The following is a 24,761-nucleotide window of genomic DNA, read 5'->3' as shown; positions in this document are numbered from 1 at the left end:
TATACTCGTCTTTTAGCCGTTATTATAATTTAACAACGTTAGTCGCTTGAGGACCGCGGTCGCCTTCAACGATTTCGAATTCAACAGCTTGGCCTTCTTCTAATGATTTGTAGCCTTCTTGAGTGATTGCTGAGAAGTGTACGAATACGTCGTTTCCACCTTCAACCTCGATGAAACCAAAACCTTTTTCTGCATTAAACCATTTAACTGTACCGTTATTCATATTAAATTCCTCCATGTGCTTTTGCACTAATATTTGTAATCTGTCTTAAAAAATCAAAAGGAGTAAATTCAAAAGAATAAAACTACAAATCAATTTCACGAACTAAATTACTTAATACCTATTATAACGAGTTATACTCATTTTGTACACCCCTATTTCTAATTTAATTTTAATTTTTAATCTTTGATACGAATATATTGTGTTGCTCGACTCATTTTATTTTCAATTAAACCTGCGTACACTATGCCTCTCATTAATATGATCACTCATCACATCGCTGTTTAGAAAATAGATTCACTACAAAAAACAATGAAGACACGCTATTAAGTGTGCTCCATTGTTTCAAATGACTCTATTTTCAGACTTTATTATACTCTTTTACGTAATTGGTCCATTATTTTACTAACATATTTTGAATAATCTTTTCCAGTTTTCTTTTTAAGTTTATCACTTATTTTATACAAGCCTTGCTCTAATTTACCGTTTTTTACATATTTACTTAACGTACTTTTTACCTTCTTTATCAATTATAAAACTCCCTTTTGGCATTCTAAATGCATATTAGTATTTCAGTCACAAAATCTGCGTCGTAATTTTTAATCTAATGAATAGCGTTTCAATAAGTGTAAACAAAATATTAATACACCAATTGTCACTGCAAGAAGCAATGTTTCAATTGCATTATAATGCTCTACAATAATAAATCGAATCACTGCCGTAATTCCTACGTAAATAAAAAATTGTAATGAGAAATGATAATTCTTTCTGAAATATTGTATGATTAACAGTATGAATTCGATATGCATGAAAGCAATCAACATTTTCTCTACGACATAATTATACTTCACCGTTTTATTTTCTATAAAGGTATAAATCATACCCCAACATTCTTGAAATAAAAATACGACTAATATAACTCCTAATATTGCAATACAGAGGTTTAAACAAAAATAAAGTGCTTTAGTGAAATAATCTATCACTTTGTTCAATATTAATAAATCTCCTTAACTTGAGAATGTCCTCATACAAACACTTGTATGAGGACGTCTATTTTAACATTTATATCTTAAAATACATCATATAAAACCTTATAAATAAAATTTATAATTCGGCTAAGCAACTATAAATGTACCCACTAACAATATTACCGAAATAATCATTGTCCAACTCAATATTGGTGCTACTTTATCAATCATTTTTTTATATTCTTTATCTGGCGCATTATTTTTCTTTAAATGCCGGCACTTTGTTAATAAATACAATGCTTCTAGCAAATTAACGAACAAAACTATAATTAAGATTGTGATAATCATAGATATATCTCCCTTTTTATAATTATATGTAAGCTTAATTATTGTGTTTTTTTCTTATGTTCATAGCTTTATAAACGAGGTAACCTGCATTTAGAATGGTGATTATTACTAATATAATTAATAATGGCATACTTAATGAAGATGAACCAAAAGCTATGATTAATACAAGAAAGATATTTATAATACTAGAAATCATAAAACCCGTGTCTAGATTCTCTTCTTTCTTCATCAATACATCTCCTTGGTGTTTAATTCTTTTAACAATACACTAACATAAAATTTTTTTGTCATGTATATTTTATTGATAATATATTTAAAAGCAATACAAAATGGATTATACTTATATTGTTGATTAATTAATAAGGAGATCCTATTTTGAAATTACTTTTATTCTTCATTGCTATTTTGATATTTTCATCAATTTGGACTGTGATAACAGGCAAGTATTTACCAAGTGAAGTTGTGGATAATAACAAGAATAATAGCCGATATGACAAAAGACAAAAGAAAATATTCATTGAAATTTTAGCTAGAACTTGCGTTTGGCTAGTTTATATTTTAGTACTCATACTTATATTTCGACTTTTTGGTTTTTGGGATACCAAAGGCAGCCTTTTCATGAACTATCCTGAAATTATATTTTTAGCTGCAACTTTTATATTAATTGTCGTAAATTATTTAGGTGTTAGGAAAAAATACTCTACTGGCGAGTAATAAAATAAGAATACATAAAATAAAAAAAGGATTGATACAATTATGAAATTCATAAATTTTACTGCAATGACAGAAAAAGGATTAAATAAAAAGGTGAATGAATTTTTAACAGAAAATCCATATATTGAGATTATTAAATTCGATTATCAAATAGGTTATAGCGGCTTTGGCGTCGGCATACTTTATAGTAAAACGAAAGTTTCTAATTTATAAAAATTATCAGAAATTAAAATGAGCAATGCATTGTATATACAGGACAATTAACATTTTGATTATCCTATCCATATTAGATTTCACGAATATAGGTGAATCAACAGCTTTAATCGTATTAGCAATTGTCTTTGTTTGTAATACGATATTATTACTAAGCGCTAACAGTAAACATGTTAAGAAAGATGGCACTACTATAGAAAATTATGAGAAATAATACTACCAATTACACAGGAGGAATTTCATGAAATATAGCGATTCTCAATCAAATACTAAGGATGTTAGGACGATATTTTTAAAACCTTTTCCGGTACCTTTAATTTTCATTGTATTTGCAATATACACCATAATAACTAAAGATAATACAGCTTATATAGTTACATCTATAATCGCATTAATATTTTTCACATCATTGTTAACGTTAGATATTAATGCCTACATGAATTATAAAAAACAAAACAAGCAGAATAAACAAAATGGAAGATATGTATGAATTTTGGTAAATATAAATATGATTATAACTATTTACTCATGTCTACACCACTTTTAGTAGTATCACTATTTGTACCATCAGTATTTGTTGCCTTTTTCATATGTATATTTTGTGGATTTGAGAAAAAGAGTAGGAGTGATTAATGATGGTATTTTCGTTGATGAAGACAAACCGGGTACTATGATTAATACAAGAAAAACATTTATAAAACATAACGGTAACCACTTCATTAATTTACAAGGAAATTGAAACTGACTCTTATAAAAATTTACCTCACAAAGAACGAGGTTGGTTTGAATGGATAGTAGGAGCACATTGTGGAAGTGGTGGTGCTAGAGGCTGTTGGACTGTTGCTATTACTTTAGGTATTACCCTTTGGCATGGCAACAATATGTGGCTTAATTACTTCATTAGGGTGTATAGGCGCGACAAACTATATTTGTAGATGAAAGAAATGAGGTTTTACTATGGCGATGTTTATCATAATATTCCTATTTGTATACTCTATAGTCATAACGTTAATGTATTTTAAAAATCAAAAATAAATCAAAACACTTTTACTTTAAAAGGGCGACTCTAATAACAGTCGCCCTTTTGTTGCTTTTGGAATTATCTAAATCAGGCAATCCCTTTTTTCTTTAATGCTAAATATGCACCAAAACAAGCGAGAACTATGCCCACAATTAGTTTTAAACTGATTTATGTCTCTCGCTTAATAGTGATCAAATTACTCAAGCACGCTTCGATTAGCATGATGTTGATAAGTCTAAATTTATGATTTTATTTCCAACACCAAAATAATTGCTATCATGTGTCGCCATTATTATAGTTATGCCTTGCTTATTTAACGCTTTAAATATATTTATTACATTATCACTGTTATCTCTATCCAAATTACCTGTAGGTTCGTCCGCAATAATTAATTTCGGTTCTTTTAATATTGCTCTTGCGATAGCAATTCTTTGTTGTTCACCGCCGCTACATGTGTAAATTTTCGTTTTTAAAGATAGATCTTGCAAACCAACTTTTTTCATTACACTTTTTAATTTAGTTATCTCTTTTTTCGAAACATTTAATGGCAAAGTGAGATTTTTAAGGATTGTCTCATTTTCAAGCAGACCATAATTTTGATAAACGTATGATATATCTTTACGCTTATAGATTAATTTCGTTTTTTCATTTTTCACTACAACGCCGTTGTATAATACTTCTCCTGAGTCTGGAGCTTCAAGTAATCCAATAATATTTAATAAGCTTGATTTCCCTTTACCACTTGCTCCTCTAATGATTACAAAGTCTCCTGATTCAATAACGACGCTAAATTTTTCGAAAATTACTTTTCCATCAAAAGATTTATTAATATGATTAAGTTTTATCATTCTTTTTTCCCCTTCAATACTTGATTTATATTTTCTTTATTCAACTTTTTAAATGAATGCATTATCACAGTAGAGTGAACTATAAGTAAAATTATATAAAATAGTATTGCTATTTGATTTAAGCCTTTACTAAGGAATAGGCCTATAAAGAAATTAACCAAGCACAAAAAGAATAAAACCCATTTGTGAATTTCAAAATAACTATAGCCTAAATTTCGTTTAAGAAAAATAACATATTGATACGATTTAAAATAAAGGTTTATAAAAGTGATACTTACTATCATATAAATTAATGCTGTTAATCCCGATAAAAAAGTATATTTATACATTTTTGATTTCAGTTCATTTATAAATTCTATTTTAGAATCGAACACCGAACTTACTGTAGGAATATAGTTATCTAATTTATATTTTTTCAATCCCGATTCTATTGTTTTATATGGATGATCTAACATACTCTTAAACATATAAGATTGAGAAAAATATGGTTCAAAATTTTCTTCATGTGTTTTTCCACTTTCAACTATTGCAATAGGATCTATAATGGTATTTTTTTCTCCTCCTATTTGAGCGTCATAGGTAAAGTAAGAGGAATTATTTTTCGTCCAAATAATATTTACATCTAAACTTTCATTTGCTTCTCCTTTATATTTAAATAAATTTTTTCTGAAAGTGAACTCATCTTTGAAATTGTCTTTAATTTCACTTTCATAGCTTTTATACTTTACTGGAACTATGATATTCTGCGTATTATCTTTATATATCATTTTAGTTAATACATTTTTATTTTCCTGAGTATATTGTGGATGGTCTTTCAAAAATCGTTGGTCTATCGTAATTGTTTTGCCAGCTGGATCGATATTATAATTTTCTATTTCACCACTTACATATAATGGCTCTCCATCAACCTCAAGAAATTTAATAGTATCAATAATAAACCCTTTATTCTCGTTACTGTTATAGTAATTTTTAAACTTCTTATTAACTTCTATATCTAACTTTCTATTTTTCAGCTGACCTCTATCCATAACGTTGGTTTTATAGGTGTTCTCGGCTTGTGTCCAGTGTTCACAAGAAAGTTTTTGTCTTTGATATTCGCTATAATTATTAATTAAACTTTGAGTAGATAGCACTAAAAATACAACTATTACAATTGTTAATAGCATATAGGTGTACATCATAATTAATTTATTACTATGCTTTTTATTTTTAGCAAAATCCTTTCCAAATATATAAGTGATTATTACTATAATTATTAAAGACAGTAATAGTATGATTAAAGTAGTTAATAAAATAATACCTATCACATTTAACAACTGAAAATCTTTATAAATTAATATATACATCAATAGTGTAAGTAATATATTAAGGAGAATATAGTAGAGCATCTGTGTTCTAAATGATTTAATAATAGCCAAGATGATTCTATATCTTACATATCCTAAATCATATAATATTTTATAGTTAATTTTATTATTGTTTAAATAATGATGTAACACTGTCATATATATCAAAATTAAAAGTGAACATAGGGTTAAACTAAATTGGTCTATTTTTAAGTAAACTTCACTACTATTATCCATTTCTTCGATATGACCTACATTTTTTTCTATCAAATTTTTAACTTTTTCAGTATTATTTTTACTACCTGACAAATAATAAGTGCCATTCTCTGATAATTTTGTATCTTCTAGAGCATATATTTTAATATGTAACTTACTATCAAATATCATCATCTTATTATTGGTGTTTGCCATAGCTTTCAATTTTTCATCATTAGTATTTATAACGATTTCATCATTATTTATGTATGTGACTTTTGTAATTTTAGTGTTGTATTTTTTTGACAGTTTATTGAAATACTCTAACGCTTCGTCAGTATACTTTTTCTTTTCTTGAGTGAATAAAAACTCTATTTTCTCATTTCCTTTTGCTACAGTATTATAAAAAGAAAGTGACTTATAAGTGTCGATAATAATAAAATTTAAAGTGAGTGAAATCACTACTGCTAATATTATTAAAATCCTTTTCACAACATCTATCTCCTTATAAAGAAAGCCCACTAAGAATAATAATCTTAGTGGGCTAAACATTATTATTTGTGATCATAATATACTTTATTACCATATAAAGTTTTCACTATTCTGCCATATGAAAAATCCCCCGGTTTTTTCCATTTTAGTCCACCCTTCATTCATAATTTAGGTCGCATTCTAAGTTACACATTTCTCTATATTTAACTTAAATTATACTTATCCCTTAGAAAATATCTACAAATCTTTATGTTTATTTATTTTTTATTGCCTAAGATTAAATTTTCTTTATATTAGATGGAGATAAAAAGAAGTTCAATTAAAAATATGCTACTAATACCTTAAAATTTTTAAGATATTAGTAGCATAGGAATTATTATGAAGAAATATTTCTAGCACTTTATTTAAAATAAAAAACACCCCCTTAAGCCTATGGCCTAAGGGGGCATCATTCTATACTATTATTCCCACTCGATTGTGCTTGGTGGCTTAGATGTAATGTCATAGACGACGCGGTTGACGTGGTCTACTTCGTTTACAATACGACTTGAAATCTTTTGTAAGACTTCCCAGTCAATGCGTGCGAAGTCACTTGTCATGCCATCAATAGAAGTTACAGCACGGATGCCTACTGTGTGATCATACGTGCGGTAGTCTCCCATAACACCTACAGATTGGATGCCTGGTAATACCGTGAAGTATTGCCAAATCTCACGTTCAAGACCTTCTTCACGTACAACTTGTCTTAAAATCGCGTCAGATTCACGTACAATTTCTAGTTTATCTTCTGTGATTTCGCCAAGCACACGAATACCAAGTCCAGGACCTGGGAACGGTTGTCTCCATACTAAATGCTCTGGAATTCCTAATTCGATACCTAATTCACGTACTTCGTCTTTAAACAATGTATTGATTGGTTCGATTAATTGGAAATCCATATCTTCTGGTAATCCACCAACGTTATGGTGTGATTTAATTGTTTGTGCAGTCTTCGTACCTGATTCAATAACATCTGTATACAATGTACCTTGAGCTAGGAAGTCTACGCCTTCTAACTTAGATGATTCGTCATCAAATACATAGATGAATTCATTACCAATGATTTTACGTTTTTGTTCTGGGTCAGATACACCTTTTAGTTTACTCATGAAACGTTCTTGTGCATCCACACGAATAATGTTCATATTGAAACCTTCACCAAATTGTTCCATTACCATGTCGCCTTCACCTTTACGTAAAAGACCATGGTCTACGAAGATACATGTTAATTGGTCACCGATTGCTTTGTGTAGTAATACTGAAACTACTGATGAATCTACCCCACCACTCATTGCAGAAAGGACTTTACGATCGCCAACGAGGTTGCGGATTTTTTCAATTTCAATATCGATAAAGTTTTCCATTGACCATTCGCCTGTACAATCACAGACGCGACGTACAAAGTTACGTAATAAATCGTTACCGAATTCTGTATGACGTACTTCTGGGTGGAATTGCACGCCATAAATGCGGCGTTCTTTATCTTCGATAGCTGCATAACGTGTGCTTGGGCTATCTGCAATGACTTCAAAGCCTTCAGGAATTTCAATTACTTTGTCCGAATGACTCATCCAAACATTTTGTTCTTCTGGTAAACCAAAGAATAATTCATCCGTTTTAGCATTAATAACTGCTTTACCGTATTCGCGTTCATTAGCGCGCTCAACTTTTCCACCTAATAATTTAGTTGTAAGTTGCATACCATAGCAAATACCTAAAATAGGAATACCTAAATTATATATTTCTGGATCAATTGTAAATGAATCTTCTTCGTAAACTGAATTTGGTCCACCAGAAAGGATAATACCTTTAGGGTTCAAACTTTTAATTTCATCCATACTCATTTCATGGTCGTGTAATTCACTGTACACTCCCATTTCACGAATACGACGTGTAATTAATTGGTTGTATTGGCTACCAAAGTCTAAAACAAGTATGAGCTCTTGCTCTTTCGCCATTTCCATAACTTTTAAATCTCCTTTGACTTAGAATGAATAATTTGGTGATTCTTTTGTAATTTGAACATCATGTGGGTGACTTTCTGCTAGTCCAGCAGGTCCCATACGTGTAAACTGTGCTTCTTCTCTTAGTGCTTCTAAGTTTCTTGAACCAGTATAACCCATACCAGATCTTACGCCACCCATAAGTTGATAAATTGTATCTTGTAATGAACCTTTATAAGCAATACGGCCTTCAATACCTTCTGGAACGAATTTCTTAGGTGTTTTGTCCTCTTGGAAATAACGGTCATTTGAACCACTTTCCATAGCACCTAATGAACCCATGCCTCTGTATACTTTATATTGTCTACCTTGGAATACTTCTGTTGCGCCAGGGCTTTCTTCAGTACCAGCGAGTAAGCTTCCTAACATTACCGCATGTCCACCAGCAGACTAATGCTTTGATGATGTCACCAGAGAATTTAATACCGCCATCAGCAATAATTGATTTGCCTTGTCTACGTGCTTCTGTAGCACAATCATAGATAGCTGTAATTTGAGGTACACCAACACCTGCTACAACACGTGTTGTACAAATTGAACCTGGGCCAATACCTACTTTAACTACATCTGCACCTGCATCATATAACGCCTTTGTACCTGCAGTAGTAGCTACGTTACCAGCGATTAATGTTACTTGTGGGAATTGCTCTTTAATATGTGCAACTTGGTCTAATACGCCTTTAGAATGGCCATGCGCTGTGTCTATAACTAACGCATCTACACCGGCTTCAACTAATTTTTTAGCACGGATGTCTGTGTCTTTAGCAATACCAATTGCCGCACCAACTAATAATCTACCGTGTGCATCTTTAGCTGAATATGGGAATTCAAGTACTTTTTCAATATCTTTAATTGTGATTAAACCTTCTAAACGCCCTTCTTTTACTAGAGGTAGTTTTTCGATTTTATGTTTTTGTAATAATTTTTCAGCTTCGTCTAATGTTGTACCAACAGGTGCTGTAACAAGTCCATCTTTAGTCATCACATCAGAGATTTTAATTGAAAAATCTTCAATAAAACGTAAATCACGGTTTGTAATAATACCTACAAATTGTCTATCTTGTTTACTGTTAACAATTGGTACGCCTGAGATACGATATTTACCCATTAATGCTTCCGCTTCAAAAACACTTTCTTCAGGTGTTAAGAAAAATGGATTTGAAATAACACCATTTTCAGAGCGTTTTACTTTTTGAACTTCGTCTGCTTGATCTTCAATGTTCATGTTTTTATGGATTACACCAAGTCCACCTTGTCTAGCCATTGAAATCGCCATTTTCGATTCAGTTACTGTGTCCATACCCGCTGAAATCACAGGAATGTTCAATTTAACGCCTTCTGATAATTGAACACTTAAATCTACTTCTTTCGGTAAAACATCTGATTCTGCTTGGTAACAATAACACATCGTCAAAAGTTAAAGATTCTTTTTCAAATTTATTTTCCCACATACTGGTACAGCCTCCTATTATTTGTTTTATAGTTATTATTTCATAACTTCCGTATTTTGTTGACTCTTTATACCATTAAAAAAGAAATTCAAAATAATTGCTGAAATCGCGCCAAGTACAATACCATTTTGAGTTAACCATGCAAACTGTTCACCTAATGCTTCAAATGCTTGAGGTACTGCACTTATACCCGTTCCTAGCCCAACTGATACAGCAATTACTAACAAATTGTTTTGATTCTTAAAATTAATATTACCTAATATACTAACACCATATGCCATAACCATGCCAAACATAGCTATCATGGCACCACCTAATACTGGAAGTGGGATCATATTCGCCAATGCACCTAATTTAGGAATACATCCGCAAATAATCAATAATATAACCATGCCATATATCACATTGTTCTTTTTAGCACCTGATAACGATACTAACCCAACATTTTGAGAATACGCTGTATATGGGAAGGCGTTAAAAATTGACCCTAATATAATCGCAATACCTTCTGCAGTATAGCCTTTACGGAAATCTTTACGTTCTAGTTTCTTACCTGTAATCTCACTTAATGCATGATACACACCTGTTGATTCTATCAAGCTGACTAATGCAACAATGAAAAATACAAGCGTCGCACCTAAGTCAAAGCTGAAAGTTGAAAACCTAAATGGTTGTGGTAACGCAAACCAATGCGCTGTTCCAACTTGCTTCACATCTACAATACCAAATATCGAAGCTAAAATCGTCCCTGCAACCAATCCTATTAAAATAGCAATAGATTTTAGAAAACCTGATGTAAATCGTTGAACTATCAAAATAATAATTAACGTCGTCGCACCAAGCATAATATTCGTAGCATCACCATAATCTTTTGCGTCTTCTCCGCCGACTAAATAATTCATTGCAACTGGCATTAGGTTAATCCCTATTATCGTAACGACACTACCTGTTACAACAGGTGGGAATAACTTCACTAAATGCGAAAAGAATGGCGCAATAACAACAACTAAGATACCTGATAAAAATAGTGAACCATATAAGTCACCAATACCTTTTGTCTGACCAATCAAAATCATCGGTGCTACTGCAGTGAATGTACACCCCAATACAATAGGTAATCCTGTACCAGTACCTTTCCAAACTTGTAAAAATGTAGCTACACCACACATAAAAATATCTACTGTAACTAAGAATGCAATTTCTTCTGGAGAGAAGTCTAAACTTGTTCCAACGATAATAGGAACTAGGATGGCTCCTGCATACATTGCCAATAAATGTTGTAAGCTTAAGAAAAAGGTCTTCATGCTTCGTCCCCTAGAAACGTTACTTTGTTTCCACTTAAAGAAGCAACTTTACATAGTGATGAAACTGTAAGACCTGCTTGTTCTAATCGCTCTCTTCCGGGTTGGAAGCTTTTCTCTACTACAATGCCAACACCGACCGTAGTTGCATGCGCTTTTTCTACAATTTCGTTTAAACCAAGTGATGCATCGCCGTTCGCTAAAAAGTCATCTATGATTAATACGCGATCATGCTCACCTAAAAATTCATTTGAAACAATGACCGTACTTGTCGTGTTTTTTGTGAATGAATGGATATCTGCTTGATATACATCTTTCTTTAACGTACTCGGCATTGCTTTTTTCGCAAATAGACACGGTACATCAAAGTGCATTGCAGCCATGATAGCTGGTGCAATACCTGAAGCCTCTATTGTTAATATTTTAGTAATACCTTCGTCCTTAAACTGCTCATAAAACGTTTGTCCTACATCGTACATTAACCTTGCATCGATTTGATGATTTAAAAATCCGTCCACTTTCAAAATCTTCTCATCAATAACGACACCATCTGCTTCTACTTTCTGTTTCAACAAATCCACTCGAAAAAACCTCCTCATTTTGTGTACAAAAAAAGTCCTAAACTAACTTAGTTTCAGGATCTATGAGTGAACTTGCAATACGAGAAGAAGCCCTTCTTCAACTTATAACTCATGTTGCCCAAGTTGGTTGTTTCACATTCATTTCCCAAATTATATGTAAAAAGGTTAGATTTGTGACAACAGTAGCGATAAGTGTTCTAAAACGTGTACGTCTTCTTACGATTTAAAACATATGAATTCGAATTACTTATGTATTGTATTGGTTACCCATAGTCATATCGTTAATGGCGACATGGTAGAAACTTCTAAAGCCTTATCCTTTAGATTATATGAGTTAGATAAATTATTAACTGATGATAGCAAATTTTAGCTTTATTTTCAATACACATATTACAAGTAAGCGCTTCACAACGACCTTTTTATTACTTTTTTCTCGAATTTGTAAACGTTTTCTATGGCGATAAAATGATGTTTGTCAGAGTTATCATTCCGTTATATAATAAAGTTGTATTCGTTTTATCTATATGTGAACTGGGTAAATACTTAATAATCATTAAAACAATGGCTGGAGGGATTTTACATGACAGATTTTACAATTGTACAAAATGAAGAAGAATTATTACAAAAAGTTAAAGAAAAAGTTTCTGAAGGATACGATGAATCAGAGCTATCCGTTTTATCTAGAACAAAACTCCATATTGATGAATTACATAATTCCGAAGTGAGTTTAATAGCAACAAGCGGATCATTTAGTGATAAAGTCGCTAAGATTATGACTGGTGAAGACGGTGAAGAAGTTGTCTTATCTCACTATGATATTACAGATGATGAAAAAGAACATTATAAAAAGGAAATACTAAACGATAAATACATTATCGTAGTCGCGAGAGATACCTCTTCACATGAAGAAGTAGAAAAAACAAATGCCGCTTATGAAGATGAATCAGTTGTTGGGCATCATTATGCCGAAGAATCAAACGGCCCAAAATCGTAAAGATGCACTTACTATAATCATTTTGAGTCTGAAACATAATTGCATTTATTAATTTAGAGACTGCACAGTAGTTGACTAGATATTTAGTCAACTTAGTGGGGGCGGGAATACGAAATCAAAATTTGATTTCTGTCCCGCTCTTTTTCAATTACATAATAAGTATTAACAAGATTTAGATTATGTGTTAATAAATTACAAATATAACTATTATGTTATAATGAACGCAATAATTTTGGGGGTGAGTCTATGGAATTTAAAGCCGTAACATCAATTGATGATCCATTGTTCAAATCAGCTTTAAAGATATATGACGAAAAGTTTGATATCGGGTTAACAGAGGACGAACAAATATTTAAACAATCGTTAAAAAACGAACGTACTAAACATGATTATTTATTTTTAGTAGGTATCGAGTCAGAAAAACCAGTGAGTTTAGCTACTGCTCACTATGAAGCAACGACGAACTCAGCTTTTTTAATTTATTTAATAGCCCTCGATCAACCGAACCATGATGAATTAATCAATTTAACACTAAAACGTATGGAAAAAGAAATTAATAAATTATCTAATCAACTCCATGCTCATGATGTTAACTTCATCATGTTGGAAGTGCCAAAAGAACCTGAAGAAGCGTCTGAAGACGAAATAACTATTATGGATAACAGACGTCAGTTTTTATTCGAAAATGGTTTCGAAAGACAATATGACATCGATTATTTAGCACCCAGTCTGAAAGGTTTTTCTGAAGGACGACCTATGGATTTATTTATTAAATCTAATATCGAATTAACTAAAGATATTTATGGACCAAGTATTAAATCAAATTATATATTAAAGTATGTATTTGCTAACAGAATATCTAGAAGTGTTATTTATCCTTTACTCACGGAAATGGATTTGCGCAAATGATAGCGAGGCACTACTTGAAATCACTGTTAAAACAGTTTAGACTAATATAGAGGTAAGACTGACGTTTCACTAACCGAAGACAAACGTCCGTATACATAAATCGCTTATATGAAAGGACTTATTACTATGTTAACTAAAGAATTTGCACTACGTGTAGAGCTAAGTGAAAAACAAGTCCGTAAAATCGTTCAACATTTAGAAGAACGCGGGTACCAACTTAGCAAAACCGAATACCGTGGCCGTGAAGCTACAGATTTCAAAGAAGAAGATATTGAGCTTTTCCAAGAAATTGCCGAAAAAGTTAAGCAAACCAATAGCTATGATTTAGCTTTCGAGGAATTAGAAAAAGAAAAAGACTTCCTACAAGTACTTGTTAAAGACAATGACAGTAATCTACCTACTGACCAAAATGTTTCTAAACTTGTGGATGACTTACGTTCTGAAATCCAAAAAATGCGTGACGAACGTCAAATGCTTGGCCAAATGATTAACCAAGTACACCAACAACAACACGAATTACATGAAATGCAAAATCAAATCACATCAAAATTAGATGCTAACACGGAATCATTAAAAGCTATCCAAACATCAACGGATGAAATTAAGACAACTCAAAGTGTGATTCAAGATTCTCAAAAAGAACAATCAGAACTTGTGAAATCTAACGTTGAGACAGACAATATTACTGCTTCTACGGGTACAACTGCTGGTAAAGGTGATAATTTGACTGATAATACTACTGAACAAGCTTCATCTGCTACTGCACATCCAGCTAAAGACAGTAAAGTAAGTACGGAAAACACTTCAAACTCAGTTCAAGTCGAAGATAGCGAGATTACACAAGTTGGTGCTCAACCATCTACTGTAGCTAAACCAACAACTGATGATAGCAAAGTTGCTTCAACTTCTTCTACAAGTCAGACAGCTAAAGAAACTGACACAACGGGTGCTCGCAACTACTGCATCATCAGAAGAAAAAGATACAACTTCAGTTGATAAAGCTAAAGATGATTCTATCCAAAAAACACCAGACAATGATCATGCTACAGACCTAGCATCGTCTAGTGAGCAAGAAGCATCTTCAGAGCAAACGCACGCTTATGAATCCCCACTTGCTAAAGAAGAACCAAAAGATGAACGCAAAGGATTTTTTGCTCGTTTATTCAATCTATAAAGAAAATCTAATTTATTTTAACCATCCCAACAATCAAGGGATGGTTTTTTTATATAATTATCCAGTATATCAATCTTCTCTCCTCACCCCTTTCTTCACCCACAAAAACATCTTCATAGCAGTCTCTCACTGCATTTCATTATTGTCAGAATATAAAGTCATTTTCATTTTCAAATTTTCTTGCAAAATAGACTTGAATATTATTAACTTTTCTAATATCCTTAGTATGCTTATCGGAATTAAAAAATTAAATTATGAAAGTGTAGGTCCTGCTTTATGTTATTAACAATTCTTAACATCGTCATTTTTGTGGCCTTCCTCATCGGATTATATGTAATGGCTAAACGACACGTATCATTTCCAAAACGTGTTTTCAGTGCTTTAGGCGTAGGTATCATTTATGGTATTTTCATTCATCTAATTTATGGTGTGGATTCTACGATTACTAAACAAACAACAGACTGGTTTAGTATTGTCGGAGATGGCTATATCTCATTATTACAAATGATAGTAATGCCCTTAATCTTTATTTCAATCGTTTCAGCTTTCACTAAAATTCAAATTGGAGAAAAATTTGCTAAAATAGGCATTTATATTTTCATGTTCTTAATCGGTACAGTAGCTATCGCGACTATCGTTGGTATTGTCTCTGCCCTTGTTTTTGGCTTAGATGCTTCATCTATCGATTTAGGAAGTGCTGAAAGTTCAAGAGGTGGCGAACTCGCAAGTCAGGCTAAAGACATGACTGCCAATACATTGCCACAGCAAATCTTAGAGTTACTACCAAGTAATCCATTCTTAGATTTCACAGGTCAACGTACAACTTCTACTATTGCAGTCGTTATATTTGTTGCATTTATTGGTTTTGCATTCTTACGTGTAATGCGTAAACAACCTGAAAGTGGAAATATCTTAAAACGTGGTATCGATGCATTGTATAACCTAGTAATGGCGATTGTAACGTTCGTATTACGCTTAACACCTTATGGTATTTTAGCGATTATGACATCAACGATTGCCACAAGTGACTTCGGTGCTATATGGACATTAGGTAAATTTGTGCTCGCATCTTATGCAGCCCTTATCGTAATGTATATCATTCACTTACTTATTGTTACAGGATTAGGTTTAAACCCTGTTACTTTTGTTAAGAAAACGGGTGAAGTATTACTCTTCGCCTTTACGTCTCGTTCAAGTGCAGGTTCATTGCCACTTAACGTACAAACTCAAAAAAATCGTTTAGGTGTACCAGACGGTATCGCTAATTTCTCCGCCTCATTTGGTTTATCTATCGGACAAAATGGTTGTGCGGGTATTTATCCAGCTATGTTAGCTGTCATGGTGGCACCTGCTGCCGGTGTGGAAGTTAACTTACAATTTATATTGGCAGTTATCGGCGTTGTCATTATTAGTTCATTTGGTGTAGTTGGTGTTGGTGGTGGCGCAACGTTTGCTTCAATCATCGTATTGTCTACACTGAACTTACCTGTAGCACTTGCGGGTGTGTTAATTTCTGTAGAACCCTTAATTGATATGGGTCGTACTGCATTGAACGTCAATGACTCTTTACTTGCGGGTACAGGTACAGCTAAACTGACAGACAACTTAGATAAAGACGCATATAACTCAGAAGAATATGGTGAAATTACTGGCTAATCAGCCTTTAACCAGAACTATCCCTGCTCATTAATAGTTCTAACTATAATTAAAATTAAATATGTAAAAAACCTTCCCAAACCGTGTGATTTCACGTTGTTTAGGAAGGTTTTTATTTTATCTAGTATTCTGGTTTGAATGGCCCCCAAGTGATTCTTTCTTTACCATCTAGTGGAATTGCATCAATTTCTTTCGACACATCATCAAACCATTTTAAAAAAGCGGGATCTTTTTCCAAATATGCTTCGACACTTTCTTGAGTAACATCATGTAAATACCAAGCTTTACTTTCAAATTCATATTGAATTTGAGCATATGCTAACCTAACTTTGTCTACACTATCGTATAAACAATTCACTTGTTTCACTAAATTCGGTGCTTGAGAAACGATACTACCTGAAATAACCTTTTTATGTGTTTCATTATCCAAGTCATTCCACATTCTGAGTTGACCATCCATTTGAAAAAACAAATCGATTGTCGAATCTTTCTCATCAAAGGTGATTAAAATAAATATGCGCTCAGCTGTATGATCTACTGAATTGATTGCTGTGACAAGTACTTTTTGCGCCATTTTCGCCCAATACTTTTGCGCTTCTTCCGGGGTTAGTTTGCTCTCAGATGAATAAATATATTGATTATTTATGTCACGTCCATCAATTTCATCCGGTTTTTTTCTAAAAAATCTATTAAACATGCTCAACTTAACCAACCCCTTCCTTAATGTAATGAGTTTGTGAAAATGAAACACTTTAGCTATCTTGCTATACTATTATTTTCTAATAAAACCTGCTCTATTCAATTGATCTAACATATCTAATCTTTGTTTTGCGCTCATAAAATTCGCAATTTGATTAGACCATGTTTCACTACGTTCACCGTTTGTACGCGATTTGTAATAATCACTTACGGTTTGATCATATCTTTGTAATGCTTCTTTTTGCTCGTCCTTATCGCTATTATATCTATCACGATGAAAAACATGTTCAAACGGTAAACGCGGTTTCGGGCTACCATCTTCCTCATCTTCAGGTATACCAAGTGCCATACCAAATAGAGGGAAAGTATGCTCGGGTAGGTCTAATACTTCTTTAACTCGTTCAACATCATTTCTTAATGAGCCTAGATAAACAATTCCATAGCCCATATCCTCTGCTGTAGCGACGATATTTTGTGCTACTAACGTTGCATCTATTGTACCAACAAGCAAGCCTTCCGCAGATTCAAATGATGTCTCCATTTGATGCTTGGAATCTTCATTCACTATTGAGTGTCTATAATAATCCATTACAAAAACAAACAAATAGCCATTTTCTACGACATAAGGCTGCCCAGATACTTCTTTTAAATCTTCTTTTATCTCAGGATCTTCTATACCTATAATGGAATAAGTTTGTAAATAACTAGAAGTCGAAGCGCTTTGCCCTGCCTCAACAAGTTGTTTAATATGCTCTTCTGGAATAGGTTCTTTCTTAAAATTTCTTACTGAATGGTGTTTTTTCAATAAGTTGTACACGTGATCAGACATGCTATCGCTCCTCTTTATGAAATATATCCATATCTTACCAAAAGCATATTTTGATTGCTTATATTATGTTTACCCATTTTTCACCTTTCTTAAAAGATTTGAAAGTAATTAAGTTTATGGTTAGTATAATAGTAACAATATTCTGAAAAAGGAGTGCTAATATTTCATGACACAAGCCAATACAACTGTCGCAGATGCATTGTTTGAAGCCTTTAAACAGCACGAACCCATAGATTTTGTTAGTCACACGTACAATATCAGTGAACGAGAAGCATACCAAACACAGGATTTACTTATCGATAAACTTAAAGACGTTGATCAATCCAATATCGCCGGCTATAAAGTAAGTATGACAAGTGCGAGCAACACAAAGTATCGCTAATACTGATGAGCCAGCTTATGGCACAATACTTTCTTCTAAAATTGTAGAAAGCAATGGCTCTGTATCACTTTCAAGTCTATTTTCACCTTTAATTGAACCAGAAATTATGTTTATTCTAACGAAAGATTTATCTTCTAATCCAACAAATGAAGAAGTCCTATCTAGCGTTAAAGTTGCACCAGGTATTGAAATACCCGATGCACGCTACAAAAATTGGTTTCCTAATTTTACTTTAGGTGATTTATTAGCAGACAACACTGCGACAGGATTAATTGTTGTTGGTGAAACAATTGAGCCTCTGTCATATGAAGATTTTGCAAACATCCATATGAAACTATCGTATAACGGAATAGTAGAACATGAAGGCGATTCTACAGAAGTACTTGGCAACCCAATCGAGTCTGTTAAATGGCTTGCACAAAAACTCGCAACGCACGATAAAAAATTACACAAAGGTCATATCATTTCTTCAGGTACCTTTATATCGCCTATTCCAGTAGAACTAGGATCTTATAAAGTGGAATATAGCAATGTAGGACAAGTGGATGTCACATTTGTGGACTAGACTCCCCTTTCACTCATGTCACAGAATGTAGACAAACCAAGTGCTATAAAGGCATTTGGTTTTTTTATAGTATTTTTCTTTAAAAATGGTAGTGCTTGGGTCGACTCCTACAGAAAATGCAGTAGCCGAAGCCCACAGTCTAAGTCTGTACCAAGGAAAACGTGCACAAAAACTGCCAACAAAGTCGGAGTCTTGTCGACAATCTCTCACATATAATCTTCTCACTATGCATACTATAATTTATAAATCATTTAAAATAATTCATTTAACTCATAGATATGTTTCTCTTTATCGTAACGTGGAAAACACTAACTGTACGTAAAGATAGGGGGTATTTTAATGAGCAATAAAAAGAAAGATCAATTAAATGAAGTAGAAAAAAGCAATGACGATAAAGCAATGACGACTAATAATGGTGTCAAAGTAAGTGAAGATGAAAACACGCTAACTGTTGGTGAACGTGGTCCTAGCTTATTAGAAGATTTCCATTTCAGAGAAAAAATCATGCACTTCGATCATGAACGAATCCCAGAACGTGTTGTACATGCCCGTGGCTTTGGTGCACATGGAGAATTTCAAGTTTATGAAGATTTATCGAAATATACTTCAGCCGACTTTTTAACTCACCCCGAGAAAACAACGCCACTATTCGTTAGATTTTCCACAGTTCAAGGTTCTAAAGGCTCTCCTGATACAGTTAGAGACGTCCGTGGCTTTGCGACAAAATTTTATACAGATGAAGGTATTTTCGATCTAGTAGGTAACGATATACCAGTGTTTTTCATACAAGACGCAATCAAATTCCCAGATTTAATTCACGCAGTTAAACCTGAACCACATAACGAAATGCCTCAAGGTGGTACTGCACATGATACATTTTGGGATTTCTTTGCTCAAAACCCAGAATCTACACATACCGCTGTATGGGCTATGAGTGATCGCGGGATACCTAAAGATTTCAGACAAGTCGAAGGTTTCGGCGTGCATACGTTCCGCCTTGTTAATAGCGAGGGACAGTCTTATTTTGTTAAATTCCATTGGAAACCACTTCAAGGGCTAGAGTCTCTCGTATGGGATGAAGCACAAATTCTACATGGTAAAGACGTTGACTTTCATCGTAAAGACCTTTACGAATCTATCGAAAAAGGCGATTATCCTGAATGGGAATTAGGCCTACAAATTATTCGTCCCGAACAAGAATTTGACTTTGATTTTGATATTTTAGACCCGACAAAAATTTGGCCTGAAGATGACGTTCCAGTACAAAGAGTTGGTAAAATGACGTTAAACCAAAATGTTACGAATGTGTTTGATGAAACAGAACAAGCCGCATTCCATCCAGGTCATATTGTGCCAGGTATCGACTTTTCTAACGACCCATTATTACAAGGACGTTTATTCTCTTATACAGATACACAAATCACGAGATTAGGTGGTCCAAACTTTAATCAAATTCCAATTAACCGTCCTGTGAATGAAGTACACAACAACCAAAGAGAAGGTATGCACCAAACAAGTGTAAACAAGGGACAAGTTGCGTATCATAAAAATGCACTGAATAATAATGACCCTCATACAACGCCAAAAGAAGAAGGTGGTTATGAGCACTATCAAGAAAAAGTTGAAGGCCGCAAGATTCAAAAACGCAGTGAAAGTTTCAAAGATTATTATAGCCAAGCCAAACTTTATTTAAACAGTCTGACTCAGCCTGAATTTGATCATACCGTAGATGGCTTTTCATTTGAAATCGGTATGTGTAAATCGGTTATGGTTAAACAAAATGCTGTTAACCAATTGAACAAGGTTGACCGCACATTAGCCGAACGTGTAGCTAAAAATGTAGGTGTGGAAGTGCCCGCAGAAAATGAAGAAGTCCAATCAGACGCAAAAGATAGTAAACTAACAATGGAAAAATTCGACATCCCATTAGCTGGACATTCTGTAGCTGTTGCAGTAAATGGCGATATTAGTGCTGACACACTAAAATCATACGCTAAAACGTTCACTGAACATAAATTAAACTACGCATTTGTGGGACAACATCCTAAAGATATCTCAGAAGACTACGGTATCACTGAAACATTTGATACTGCTCATCCAACTTTATTTGATAGCTTAATTGTACTTTCAGATGGTAGCGACATACTTCCACCTGTCGAGGAGTTTGCAGAACTCACTTATAAACACAATAAACCATTAATTGTTAGCCAAACAGCTGCGACAAATTTAGCAGATGCCAAATTGAATTTAGCAGCACCTGGTGTTTTCGTATCGGATGATCCTAATACAATTGTGCAAGCTTTTGATAGAGCAAGATACTGGGATAGATAAAAAATTCAAAATTATTATTAACTGACTAAGTTATAACTTAGTCAGTTTTTTATTATAATAGAATGAAATGGGTATTATTACATTAAAGAGGTTGTTCATAAATCCCTGTGAACATAAATCAATCTTATACATATTTAATTTTCAAAAACTGATAATGATGATAAACACGCGATTGCAACCTGTCGTTGCGACAGACAATAACATTAAGTTCGTGACGCTGAACATGTAATAGATTAACTTTAAACAAAGGATGTGGTTGATATGGAAATTGGTAAAAAGATTAAAGAGCAAAGAGAACAAAAAAATTGGTCTCAAGATGATTTAGCCGAAATACTTAACATTTCACGCCAAAGTATTTCAAAATGGGAATTAAATAAAGTCTATCCGAGCATTGATATGTTAATTAAAATGAGCGATCTATTCGACATCTCATTAGATGAACTCATTAAAGAAGACAAGCAACTTAAACATACAATTATTGAAACATATCAGCAACCTGTTTCAGATGATAAAGAGAAACCTGCTATGAATGGTTGGGAATTCCTAGCAGGTTACTGGTGGTTGTTCTTTCCTGTTGCCTGCAATGATTTGGTGGATAACACAATCATTCATGTAATTAAGTGCTAAAACCTTCTTTAGTAACTTTATACTTCTAAAAAATACGAGACCTATTTCAAACTGTAAATAGGTCTTTTTTTCATAAAAATCTCACACATTATCACTATAGCTTGTTATACTGTTTTATAAATACACTATAGGAGTATTATTTATGGTTAAACACATAGAATTATTTGTAAAAGATAATAGATTAGTTGAACTTCAAAATGATTTAGCTACTATTGTCACAGAAGATGAGTTTCAAAATTCGATTATAGAACTCAATCAAGATACGAGTGGATTCAAGACATACACGCTTAAAGCACCACTACCAGAGCGACTATCAGTAAAAGAAATCATTAAATTTTGGTGTAAGTGGTACGATTCAAAATTATCCTTAGATACAGTCCTTTATGAATGTAAGTTATTCTCCTTCAACCACAAGAAAATTAAAAAGCTCACAACATCTGAACTTAAACTCGTCCATTTAGCAAAATTATTCCTTGTACCTGAAACGAAATTTATTATTAAAGAACCTTTACAAAATGTCTCTATTGAAACAAAACACACCGTACTCAACTTACTCAATGAACTCAGCAAGTACAATTCAATTATTACATTAACAAATCACACAGAGGAAGCATTACTTATCAGCAACAATTGTTATCGCCTTACTGAAAAAACATTTAAACCTATAGAAATATCACAATATGAACCCAATCATCAGCAAGATATAAGCGACAGCAACCAATTAGAGCGTCAACAAATCAAACGTTTAACAGTTAAAACTAATGAAAAAACGTTATTTTTAGATCCTATCGACATTGATTACTTAGAAGGTCAAGATGGCAAAGTGGTTATACATGTAGGTAATGAACAATATACCCATGATACGACTTTACAATCTATTGAAACGATTATTGTTCCTTACGGTTTTTATAGATGTCATCGTTCTTATATCGTAAACTTACAAAAAGTCAGTGAAATTATTTCTTGGTCTAAAAACAACTATTCGATACGACTCAATAATACTAAGGAAATGCTAATCCCTTTATCTAGGCAGAAAGCAAAAGAAATAGAACGATTTTTCAATATTAATGAGTAACCATTCAACACTTATACGTTACATTTCACCTTCTTTTGAACGTCAGATTCGCGTGAACACGCTATGCTGAAGTTAATTCAAAAGGAGGTAATTTAATGGAACACATAATTGAAATGAATCATGTAACAAAGTCATTTAAAAACAAAATAGCAATTAAAGATATGAATTTCACTGTGAAAAAAGGGGAGATTTTTGGTTTCCTTGGTCCTAGTGGCTCTGGCAAGACGACAACAATTAAAATGTTAACTGGAACATACGATCCGTCTAAAGGTAGTCTAAATGTTCTTGGACACAATGGTTCTGAAATAGGCACGAGCAACTTTATGTCAAAAATTGGTATCCTTACAGATCACAGCACTGCTTATGAACGCCAAAGCATTTGGGATAACTTAAAGTTATTCGCAAAACTTAACAAACTACCATTACAAAAAATTGATGAAGCTTTAGAATTTGTTGGTCTAACACAGGATAAAAAATCATTATTTAAAAACTTGTCTGCTCGGTATGAAGCAACGTGTACTACTTGCTAAAGCAATCTTACATCAACCTGAACTATTATTTTTAGATGAACCAACAGCATCTTTAGACCCTATGACAATTCAACATGTGCATAAAGGCCTTAAAGCATTAAACGAACGTGGCACAACGATATTTTTAACAACACATAATATGGAAGAAGCAAACGCCTTATGCGATCGCGTGGCTTTTATAGAGTCAGGTGTACTCAAAGAACTTGATACACCAGAGAACTTTCGCTTTAATCATGCAAATCATACAATTAAGGTCATTCATAATAATAATCGAGAAAAAACCTTACCCATGACTACCGAATCTGCACAGTATATTACAGATATGCTCGAAGCAAATGATTTAAAATACATTTCATCTGATTTACCTACGCTTGGCGATGTTTTCTTGAAAATCACTGGAAAGGAGCTTGTTTAGTATGAATATTACACGCTTGTCAGCACTGTTAGAGAAAGACTTTAAAGAATCTATACGAAATCCTTCCATTATTTTCATGCCGTTAATGATCATATTAATCAGTATATTTTACAGTATCATTCCAACTACAAATACAGTTCAAAGCGCACCGACTGTAATGCAGTTCATCATAATTAACATGGCATTTGTTTTTGTTGCTACATCACCTCTTATCACAATGATCTCTGAAGAAAATGAAAAAGGTACATTGAAAGGCTTAGTAGAGTCGCCGAGCATCTAATATTGAAATATTGTTTTCTAAAGTCATCATCACGTTTATAATCACAATCATTACGACTATCATAAGCTTAATGATTGTGAACAGTAACGTGAATTTCGATTTTCAAACTTATTTAGGACTTGCAGTCATGCTATGCTTTTACCTTGTCCTTGGTTTAGTCTTTGGTTTGTTGTCTAATACTGTTGGTACTGCCACAACATTAATGATGGTGCCCTTCATTCTCTTCGGCATGACACCAATATTTAATACCTTAGAGGGTGTTATAAAATTAGGCTTTTTCGACAAAGTACTGGAAATATTACCTTTTGGCTTAATTTTAGAATTAGAAATCAATAATGCTAGCTTGAGCCTACTATATCTTCTGATTTGGTTTATTCTTATTATGGTTTCGTTGTTCATTACTTATAAGTATAAATTCCGTAAACGCTAGTCGTTCACAAAATTGTAAAAAATGCTCTGAAAAGCTGTGTAATTCATGTTTTTAAGCCAATTTAATAAATAACAAGCCTTTCTTCTCAGTTTCATATGTTTAGTTGAGAATTGAAAGGCTATTTA

General features: G+C 33.0%; 25 protein-coding genes, 6 pseudogenes and 1 riboswitch. Of the genes and pseudogenes, 18 read left to right on the top strand and 13 right to left on the bottom strand.

The features are described from left to right. Positions 1 to 22: 22 nt before the first annotated feature. From cspD to ABLV95_RS14170, 5 genes are all read right to left on the bottom strand, one after another. Positions 23 to 223 (bottom strand): cold-shock protein CspD, encoded by a 201-nt coding sequence (gene cspD, locus ABLV95_RS14190; protein WP_460872297.1) that lies wholly within the window; start codon positions 221 to 223, stop codon positions 23 to 25. 368 nt (positions 224 to 591) lie between these two features. Further along, entirely contained in the window at positions 592 to 750 is a 159-nt protein-coding gene (locus ABLV95_RS14185) for a hypothetical protein (protein WP_176721514.1), read from the bottom strand. Positions 751 to 819: 69 nt separating this feature from the next. After that, positions 820 to 1,203 (bottom strand): phosphate-starvation-inducible PsiE family protein, encoded by a 384-nt coding sequence (locus tag ABLV95_RS14180; protein WP_256092389.1) that lies wholly within the window; start codon positions 1,201 to 1,203, stop codon positions 820 to 822. 132 nt (positions 1,204 to 1,335) lie between these two features. Beyond that, the gene (locus ABLV95_RS14175) at positions 1,336 to 1,536 is read right to left on the bottom strand and encodes a hypothetical protein (protein WP_460876026.1); all 201 of its coding nucleotides are present in this window, start codon (positions 1,534 to 1,536) and stop codon (positions 1,336 to 1,338) included. A 34-nt stretch (positions 1,537 to 1,570) separates the two neighbouring features. Continuing rightward, positions 1,571 to 1,765: a hypothetical protein gene (locus ABLV95_RS14170; RefSeq protein ID WP_069816711.1), complete on the bottom strand. Its 195-nt coding sequence runs from the start codon at positions 1,763 to 1,765 to the stop codon at positions 1,571 to 1,573. A gap of 146 nt (positions 1,766 to 1,911) precedes the next feature. Here ABLV95_RS14170 and ABLV95_RS14165 point away from each other — a divergent pair, with 146 nt between their 5' ends. The 6 genes and pseudogenes from ABLV95_RS14165 to ABLV95_RS14140 all read left to right on the top strand — a co-directional run. Then, a complete protein-coding gene (locus tag ABLV95_RS14165) occupies positions 1,912 to 2,250 on the top strand; it encodes a hypothetical protein (protein ID WP_069816709.1) in 339 nt (112 codons plus the stop codon). 42 nt (positions 2,251 to 2,292) lie between these two features. Continuing rightward, positions 2,293 to 2,463, top strand: coding sequence for a hypothetical protein (locus ABLV95_RS14160; protein ID WP_176723017.1), 171 nt, complete (start codon positions 2,293 to 2,295; stop codon positions 2,461 to 2,463). A 55-nt stretch (positions 2,464 to 2,518) separates the two neighbouring features. After that, the gene (locus ABLV95_RS14155) at positions 2,519 to 2,677 is read left to right on the top strand and encodes a hypothetical protein (protein ID WP_256092387.1); all 159 of its coding nucleotides are present in this window, start codon (positions 2,519 to 2,521) and stop codon (positions 2,675 to 2,677) included. Positions 2,678 to 2,704: 27 nt separating this feature from the next. Continuing rightward, positions 2,705 to 2,953, top strand: a complete 249-nt coding sequence (locus ABLV95_RS14150; RefSeq protein ID WP_069816707.1) for a hypothetical protein — start codon at positions 2,705 to 2,707, stop codon at positions 2,951 to 2,953. After that, positions 2,950 to 3,096 carry a hypothetical protein gene (locus ABLV95_RS14145; protein WP_176723016.1) on the top strand — a complete coding sequence of 49 codons (147 nt, stop codon included), beginning with the start codon at positions 2,950 to 2,952 and terminating at the stop codon, positions 3,094 to 3,096. The genes ABLV95_RS14150 and ABLV95_RS14145 overlap by 4 nt, the downstream gene beginning before the upstream one ends. Positions 3,097 to 3,194: 98 nt before the next feature. Then, a pseudogene (locus ABLV95_RS14140) lies at positions 3,195 to 3,402 on the top strand (hypothetical protein); the annotation flags it as partial. Positions 3,403 to 3,699: 297 nt separating this feature from the next. On the opposite strand, the gene ABLV95_RS14135 reads toward ABLV95_RS14140, so the two are convergent. The 6 genes and pseudogenes from ABLV95_RS14135 to xpt all read right to left on the bottom strand — a co-directional run bounded on the left by ABLV95_RS14135 (position 3,700) and on the right by xpt (position 11,740). Then, positions 3,700 to 4,332 (bottom strand): ATP-binding cassette domain-containing protein, encoded by a 633-nt coding sequence (locus tag ABLV95_RS14135; protein ID WP_069816704.1) that lies wholly within the window; start codon positions 4,330 to 4,332, stop codon positions 3,700 to 3,702. Then, positions 4,329 to 6,365, bottom strand: coding sequence for a DUF1430 domain-containing protein (locus ABLV95_RS14130; protein ID WP_427705554.1), 2,037 nt, complete (start codon positions 6,363 to 6,365; stop codon positions 4,329 to 4,331). Before ABLV95_RS14130 ends, ABLV95_RS14135 begins: the two co-directional genes overlap by 4 nt. A gap of 461 nt (positions 6,366 to 6,826) precedes the next feature. After that, entirely contained in the window at positions 6,827 to 8,368 is a 1,542-nt protein-coding gene (gene guaA, locus ABLV95_RS14125) for a glutamine-hydrolyzing GMP synthase (protein WP_069816699.1), read from the bottom strand. A 21-nt stretch (positions 8,369 to 8,389) separates the two neighbouring features. After that, positions 8,390 to 9,858, bottom strand: a pseudogene (gene guaB, locus ABLV95_RS14120) (IMP dehydrogenase). 35 nt (positions 9,859 to 9,893) lie between these two features. Continuing rightward, entirely contained in the window at positions 9,894 to 11,162 is a 1,269-nt protein-coding gene (gene pbuX, locus ABLV95_RS14115; RefSeq protein ID WP_460876023.1) for a xanthine permease PbuX, read from the bottom strand. Next, the gene (xpt, locus tag ABLV95_RS14110) at positions 11,159 to 11,740 is read right to left on the bottom strand and encodes a xanthine phosphoribosyltransferase (RefSeq protein ID WP_069816693.1); all 582 of its coding nucleotides are present in this window, start codon (positions 11,738 to 11,740) and stop codon (positions 11,159 to 11,161) included. The genes pbuX and xpt overlap by 4 nt, the downstream gene beginning before the upstream one ends. Before the next feature lie 250 nt (positions 11,741 to 11,990). Next, a riboswitch (purine riboswitch) is annotated at positions 11,991 to 12,093 on the bottom strand. A gap of 227 nt (positions 12,094 to 12,320) precedes the next feature. On the opposite strand from xpt, the gene ABLV95_RS14105 reads away from it, so the two are divergent. From ABLV95_RS14105 to ABLV95_RS14085, 5 genes and pseudogenes are all read left to right on the top strand, one after another. Further along, on the top strand, positions 12,321 to 12,734 hold the full coding sequence (locus ABLV95_RS14105) for a general stress protein (RefSeq protein ID WP_460872292.1): 414 nt from the start codon (positions 12,321 to 12,323) through the stop codon (positions 12,732 to 12,734). 246 nt (positions 12,735 to 12,980) lie between these two features. Beyond that, positions 12,981 to 13,643 (top strand): hypothetical protein, encoded by a 663-nt coding sequence (locus ABLV95_RS14100; RefSeq protein ID WP_069816690.1) that lies wholly within the window; start codon positions 12,981 to 12,983, stop codon positions 13,641 to 13,643. 126 nt (positions 13,644 to 13,769) lie between these two features. Continuing rightward, positions 13,770 to 14,241, top strand: a pseudogene (locus ABLV95_RS14095) (hypothetical protein); the annotation flags it as partial. 348 nt (positions 14,242 to 14,589) lie between these two features. Continuing rightward, positions 14,590 to 14,817, top strand: coding sequence for a hypothetical protein (locus ABLV95_RS14090; RefSeq protein ID WP_460872291.1), 228 nt, complete (start codon positions 14,590 to 14,592; stop codon positions 14,815 to 14,817). A gap of 276 nt (positions 14,818 to 15,093) precedes the next feature. Further along, on the top strand, positions 15,094 to 16,473 hold the full coding sequence (locus ABLV95_RS14085; protein WP_460876020.1) for an L-cystine transporter: 1,380 nt from the start codon (positions 15,094 to 15,096) through the stop codon (positions 16,471 to 16,473). Between the two features lie 121 nt (positions 16,474 to 16,594). On the opposite strand, the gene ABLV95_RS14080 is transcribed toward ABLV95_RS14085, so the two are convergent. Together ABLV95_RS14080 and nfsA are read right to left on the bottom strand one after the other, a co-directional pair. Next, a complete protein-coding gene (locus ABLV95_RS14080) occupies positions 16,595 to 17,170 on the bottom strand; it encodes a hypothetical protein (RefSeq protein ID WP_069816782.1) in 576 nt (191 codons plus the stop codon). 75 nt (positions 17,171 to 17,245) lie between these two features. Next, positions 17,246 to 18,001: an oxygen-insensitive NADPH nitroreductase gene (gene nfsA / locus ABLV95_RS14075; protein WP_460872290.1), complete on the bottom strand. Its 756-nt coding sequence runs from the start codon at positions 17,999 to 18,001 to the stop codon at positions 17,246 to 17,248. A 166-nt stretch (positions 18,002 to 18,167) separates the two neighbouring features. Between nfsA and ABLV95_RS14070 the strand changes: the two are divergent. From ABLV95_RS14070 to ABLV95_RS14040, 7 genes and pseudogenes are all read left to right on the top strand, one after another. Further along, positions 18,168 to 18,948, top strand: a pseudogene (locus tag ABLV95_RS14070) (2-keto-4-pentenoate hydratase). Positions 18,949 to 19,287: 339 nt separating this feature from the next. Further along, complete coding sequence (locus ABLV95_RS14065; RefSeq protein WP_069816681.1) at positions 19,288 to 21,279, top strand: catalase; 1,992 nt, start codon at positions 19,288 to 19,290, stop codon at positions 21,277 to 21,279. A gap of 261 nt (positions 21,280 to 21,540) precedes the next feature. Further along, positions 21,541 to 21,895, top strand: a pseudogene (locus ABLV95_RS14060) (helix-turn-helix domain-containing protein). 153 nt (positions 21,896 to 22,048) lie between these two features. Continuing rightward, a complete protein-coding gene (locus ABLV95_RS14055; protein ID WP_069816677.1) occupies positions 22,049 to 22,981 on the top strand; it encodes a LytTR family transcriptional regulator DNA-binding domain-containing protein in 933 nt (310 codons plus the stop codon). A 95-nt stretch (positions 22,982 to 23,076) separates the two neighbouring features. After that, positions 23,077 to 23,926: pseudogene (locus tag ABLV95_RS14050) on the top strand (ABC transporter ATP-binding protein). A 1-nt stretch (position 23,927) separates the two neighbouring features. Continuing rightward, positions 23,928 to 24,206: a hypothetical protein gene (locus tag ABLV95_RS14045; RefSeq protein ID WP_460872288.1), complete on the top strand. Its 279-nt coding sequence runs from the start codon at positions 23,928 to 23,930 to the stop codon at positions 24,204 to 24,206. Positions 24,207 to 24,294: 88 nt separating this feature from the next. Further along, positions 24,295 to 24,636 (top strand): hypothetical protein, encoded by a 342-nt coding sequence (locus tag ABLV95_RS14040; protein ID WP_460872287.1) that lies wholly within the window; start codon positions 24,295 to 24,297, stop codon positions 24,634 to 24,636. The last annotated feature ends 125 nt before the right edge of the window (positions 24,637 to 24,761 follow it).

This window comes from Staphylococcus sp. Mo2-1 (genome assembly GCF_046721385.1).
GTDB lineage: Bacteria > Bacillota > Bacilli > Staphylococcales > Staphylococcaceae > Staphylococcus > Staphylococcus equorum_A.
Note: the sequence above shows the minus strand (reverse complement) of the source record. Positions and strands in the feature narration are given on the sequence as shown.

Excerpts from the sequence above, each read along its gene's own strand:
- ABLV95_RS14080 (WP_069816782.1), bottom strand. The coding sequence starts at position 17,170 with ATGTTTAATAGATTTTTTAGAAAAAAACCGGATGAAATTGATGGACGT.
- ABLV95_RS14085 (WP_460876020.1), top strand. The coding sequence starts at position 15,094 with ATGTTATTAACAATTCTTAACATCGTCATTTTTGTGGCCTTCCTCATC.
- ABLV95_RS14145 (WP_176723016.1), top strand. The coding sequence starts at position 2,950 with ATGAATTTTGGTAAATATAAATATGATTATAACTATTTACTCATGTCT.
- ABLV95_RS14105 (WP_460872292.1), top strand. The coding sequence starts at position 12,321 with ATGACAGATTTTACAATTGTACAAAATGAAGAAGAATTATTACAAAAA.
- ABLV95_RS14150 (WP_069816707.1), top strand. The coding sequence starts at position 2,705 with ATGAAATATAGCGATTCTCAATCAAATACTAAGGATGTTAGGACGATA.
- ABLV95_RS14175 (WP_460876026.1), bottom strand. The coding sequence starts at position 1,536 with ATGATTATCACAATCTTAATTATAGTTTTGTTCGTTAATTTGCTAGAA.
- cspD (WP_460872297.1), bottom strand. The coding sequence starts at position 223 with ATGAATAACGGTACAGTTAAATGGTTTAATGCAGAAAAAGGTTTTGGT.
- ABLV95_RS14045 (WP_460872288.1), top strand. The coding sequence starts at position 23,928 with ATGAATATTACACGCTTGTCAGCACTGTTAGAGAAAGACTTTAAAGAA.
- ABLV95_RS14160 (WP_176723017.1), top strand. The coding sequence starts at position 2,293 with ATGAAATTCATAAATTTTACTGCAATGACAGAAAAAGGATTAAATAAA.
- ABLV95_RS14055 (WP_069816677.1), top strand. The coding sequence starts at position 22,049 with ATGGTTAAACACATAGAATTATTTGTAAAAGATAATAGATTAGTTGAA.
- ABLV95_RS14065 (WP_069816681.1), top strand. The coding sequence starts at position 19,288 with ATGAGCAATAAAAAGAAAGATCAATTAAATGAAGTAGAAAAAAGCAAT.
- ABLV95_RS14135 (WP_069816704.1), bottom strand. The coding sequence starts at position 4,332 with ATGATAAAACTTAATCATATTAATAAATCTTTTGATGGAAAAGTAATT.
- nfsA (WP_460872290.1), bottom strand. The coding sequence starts at position 18,001 with ATGTCTGATCACGTGTACAACTTATTGAAAAAACACCATTCAGTAAGA.
- pbuX (WP_460876023.1), bottom strand. The coding sequence starts at position 11,162 with ATGAAGACCTTTTTCTTAAGCTTACAACATTTATTGGCAATGTATGCA.
- ABLV95_RS14100 (WP_069816690.1), top strand. The coding sequence starts at position 12,981 with ATGGAATTTAAAGCCGTAACATCAATTGATGATCCATTGTTCAAATCA.
- guaA (WP_069816699.1), bottom strand. The coding sequence starts at position 8,368 with ATGGAAATGGCGAAAGAGCAAGAGCTCATACTTGTTTTAGACTTTGGT.
- ABLV95_RS14170 (WP_069816711.1), bottom strand. The coding sequence starts at position 1,765 with ATGAAGAAAGAAGAGAATCTAGACACGGGTTTTATGATTTCTAGTATT.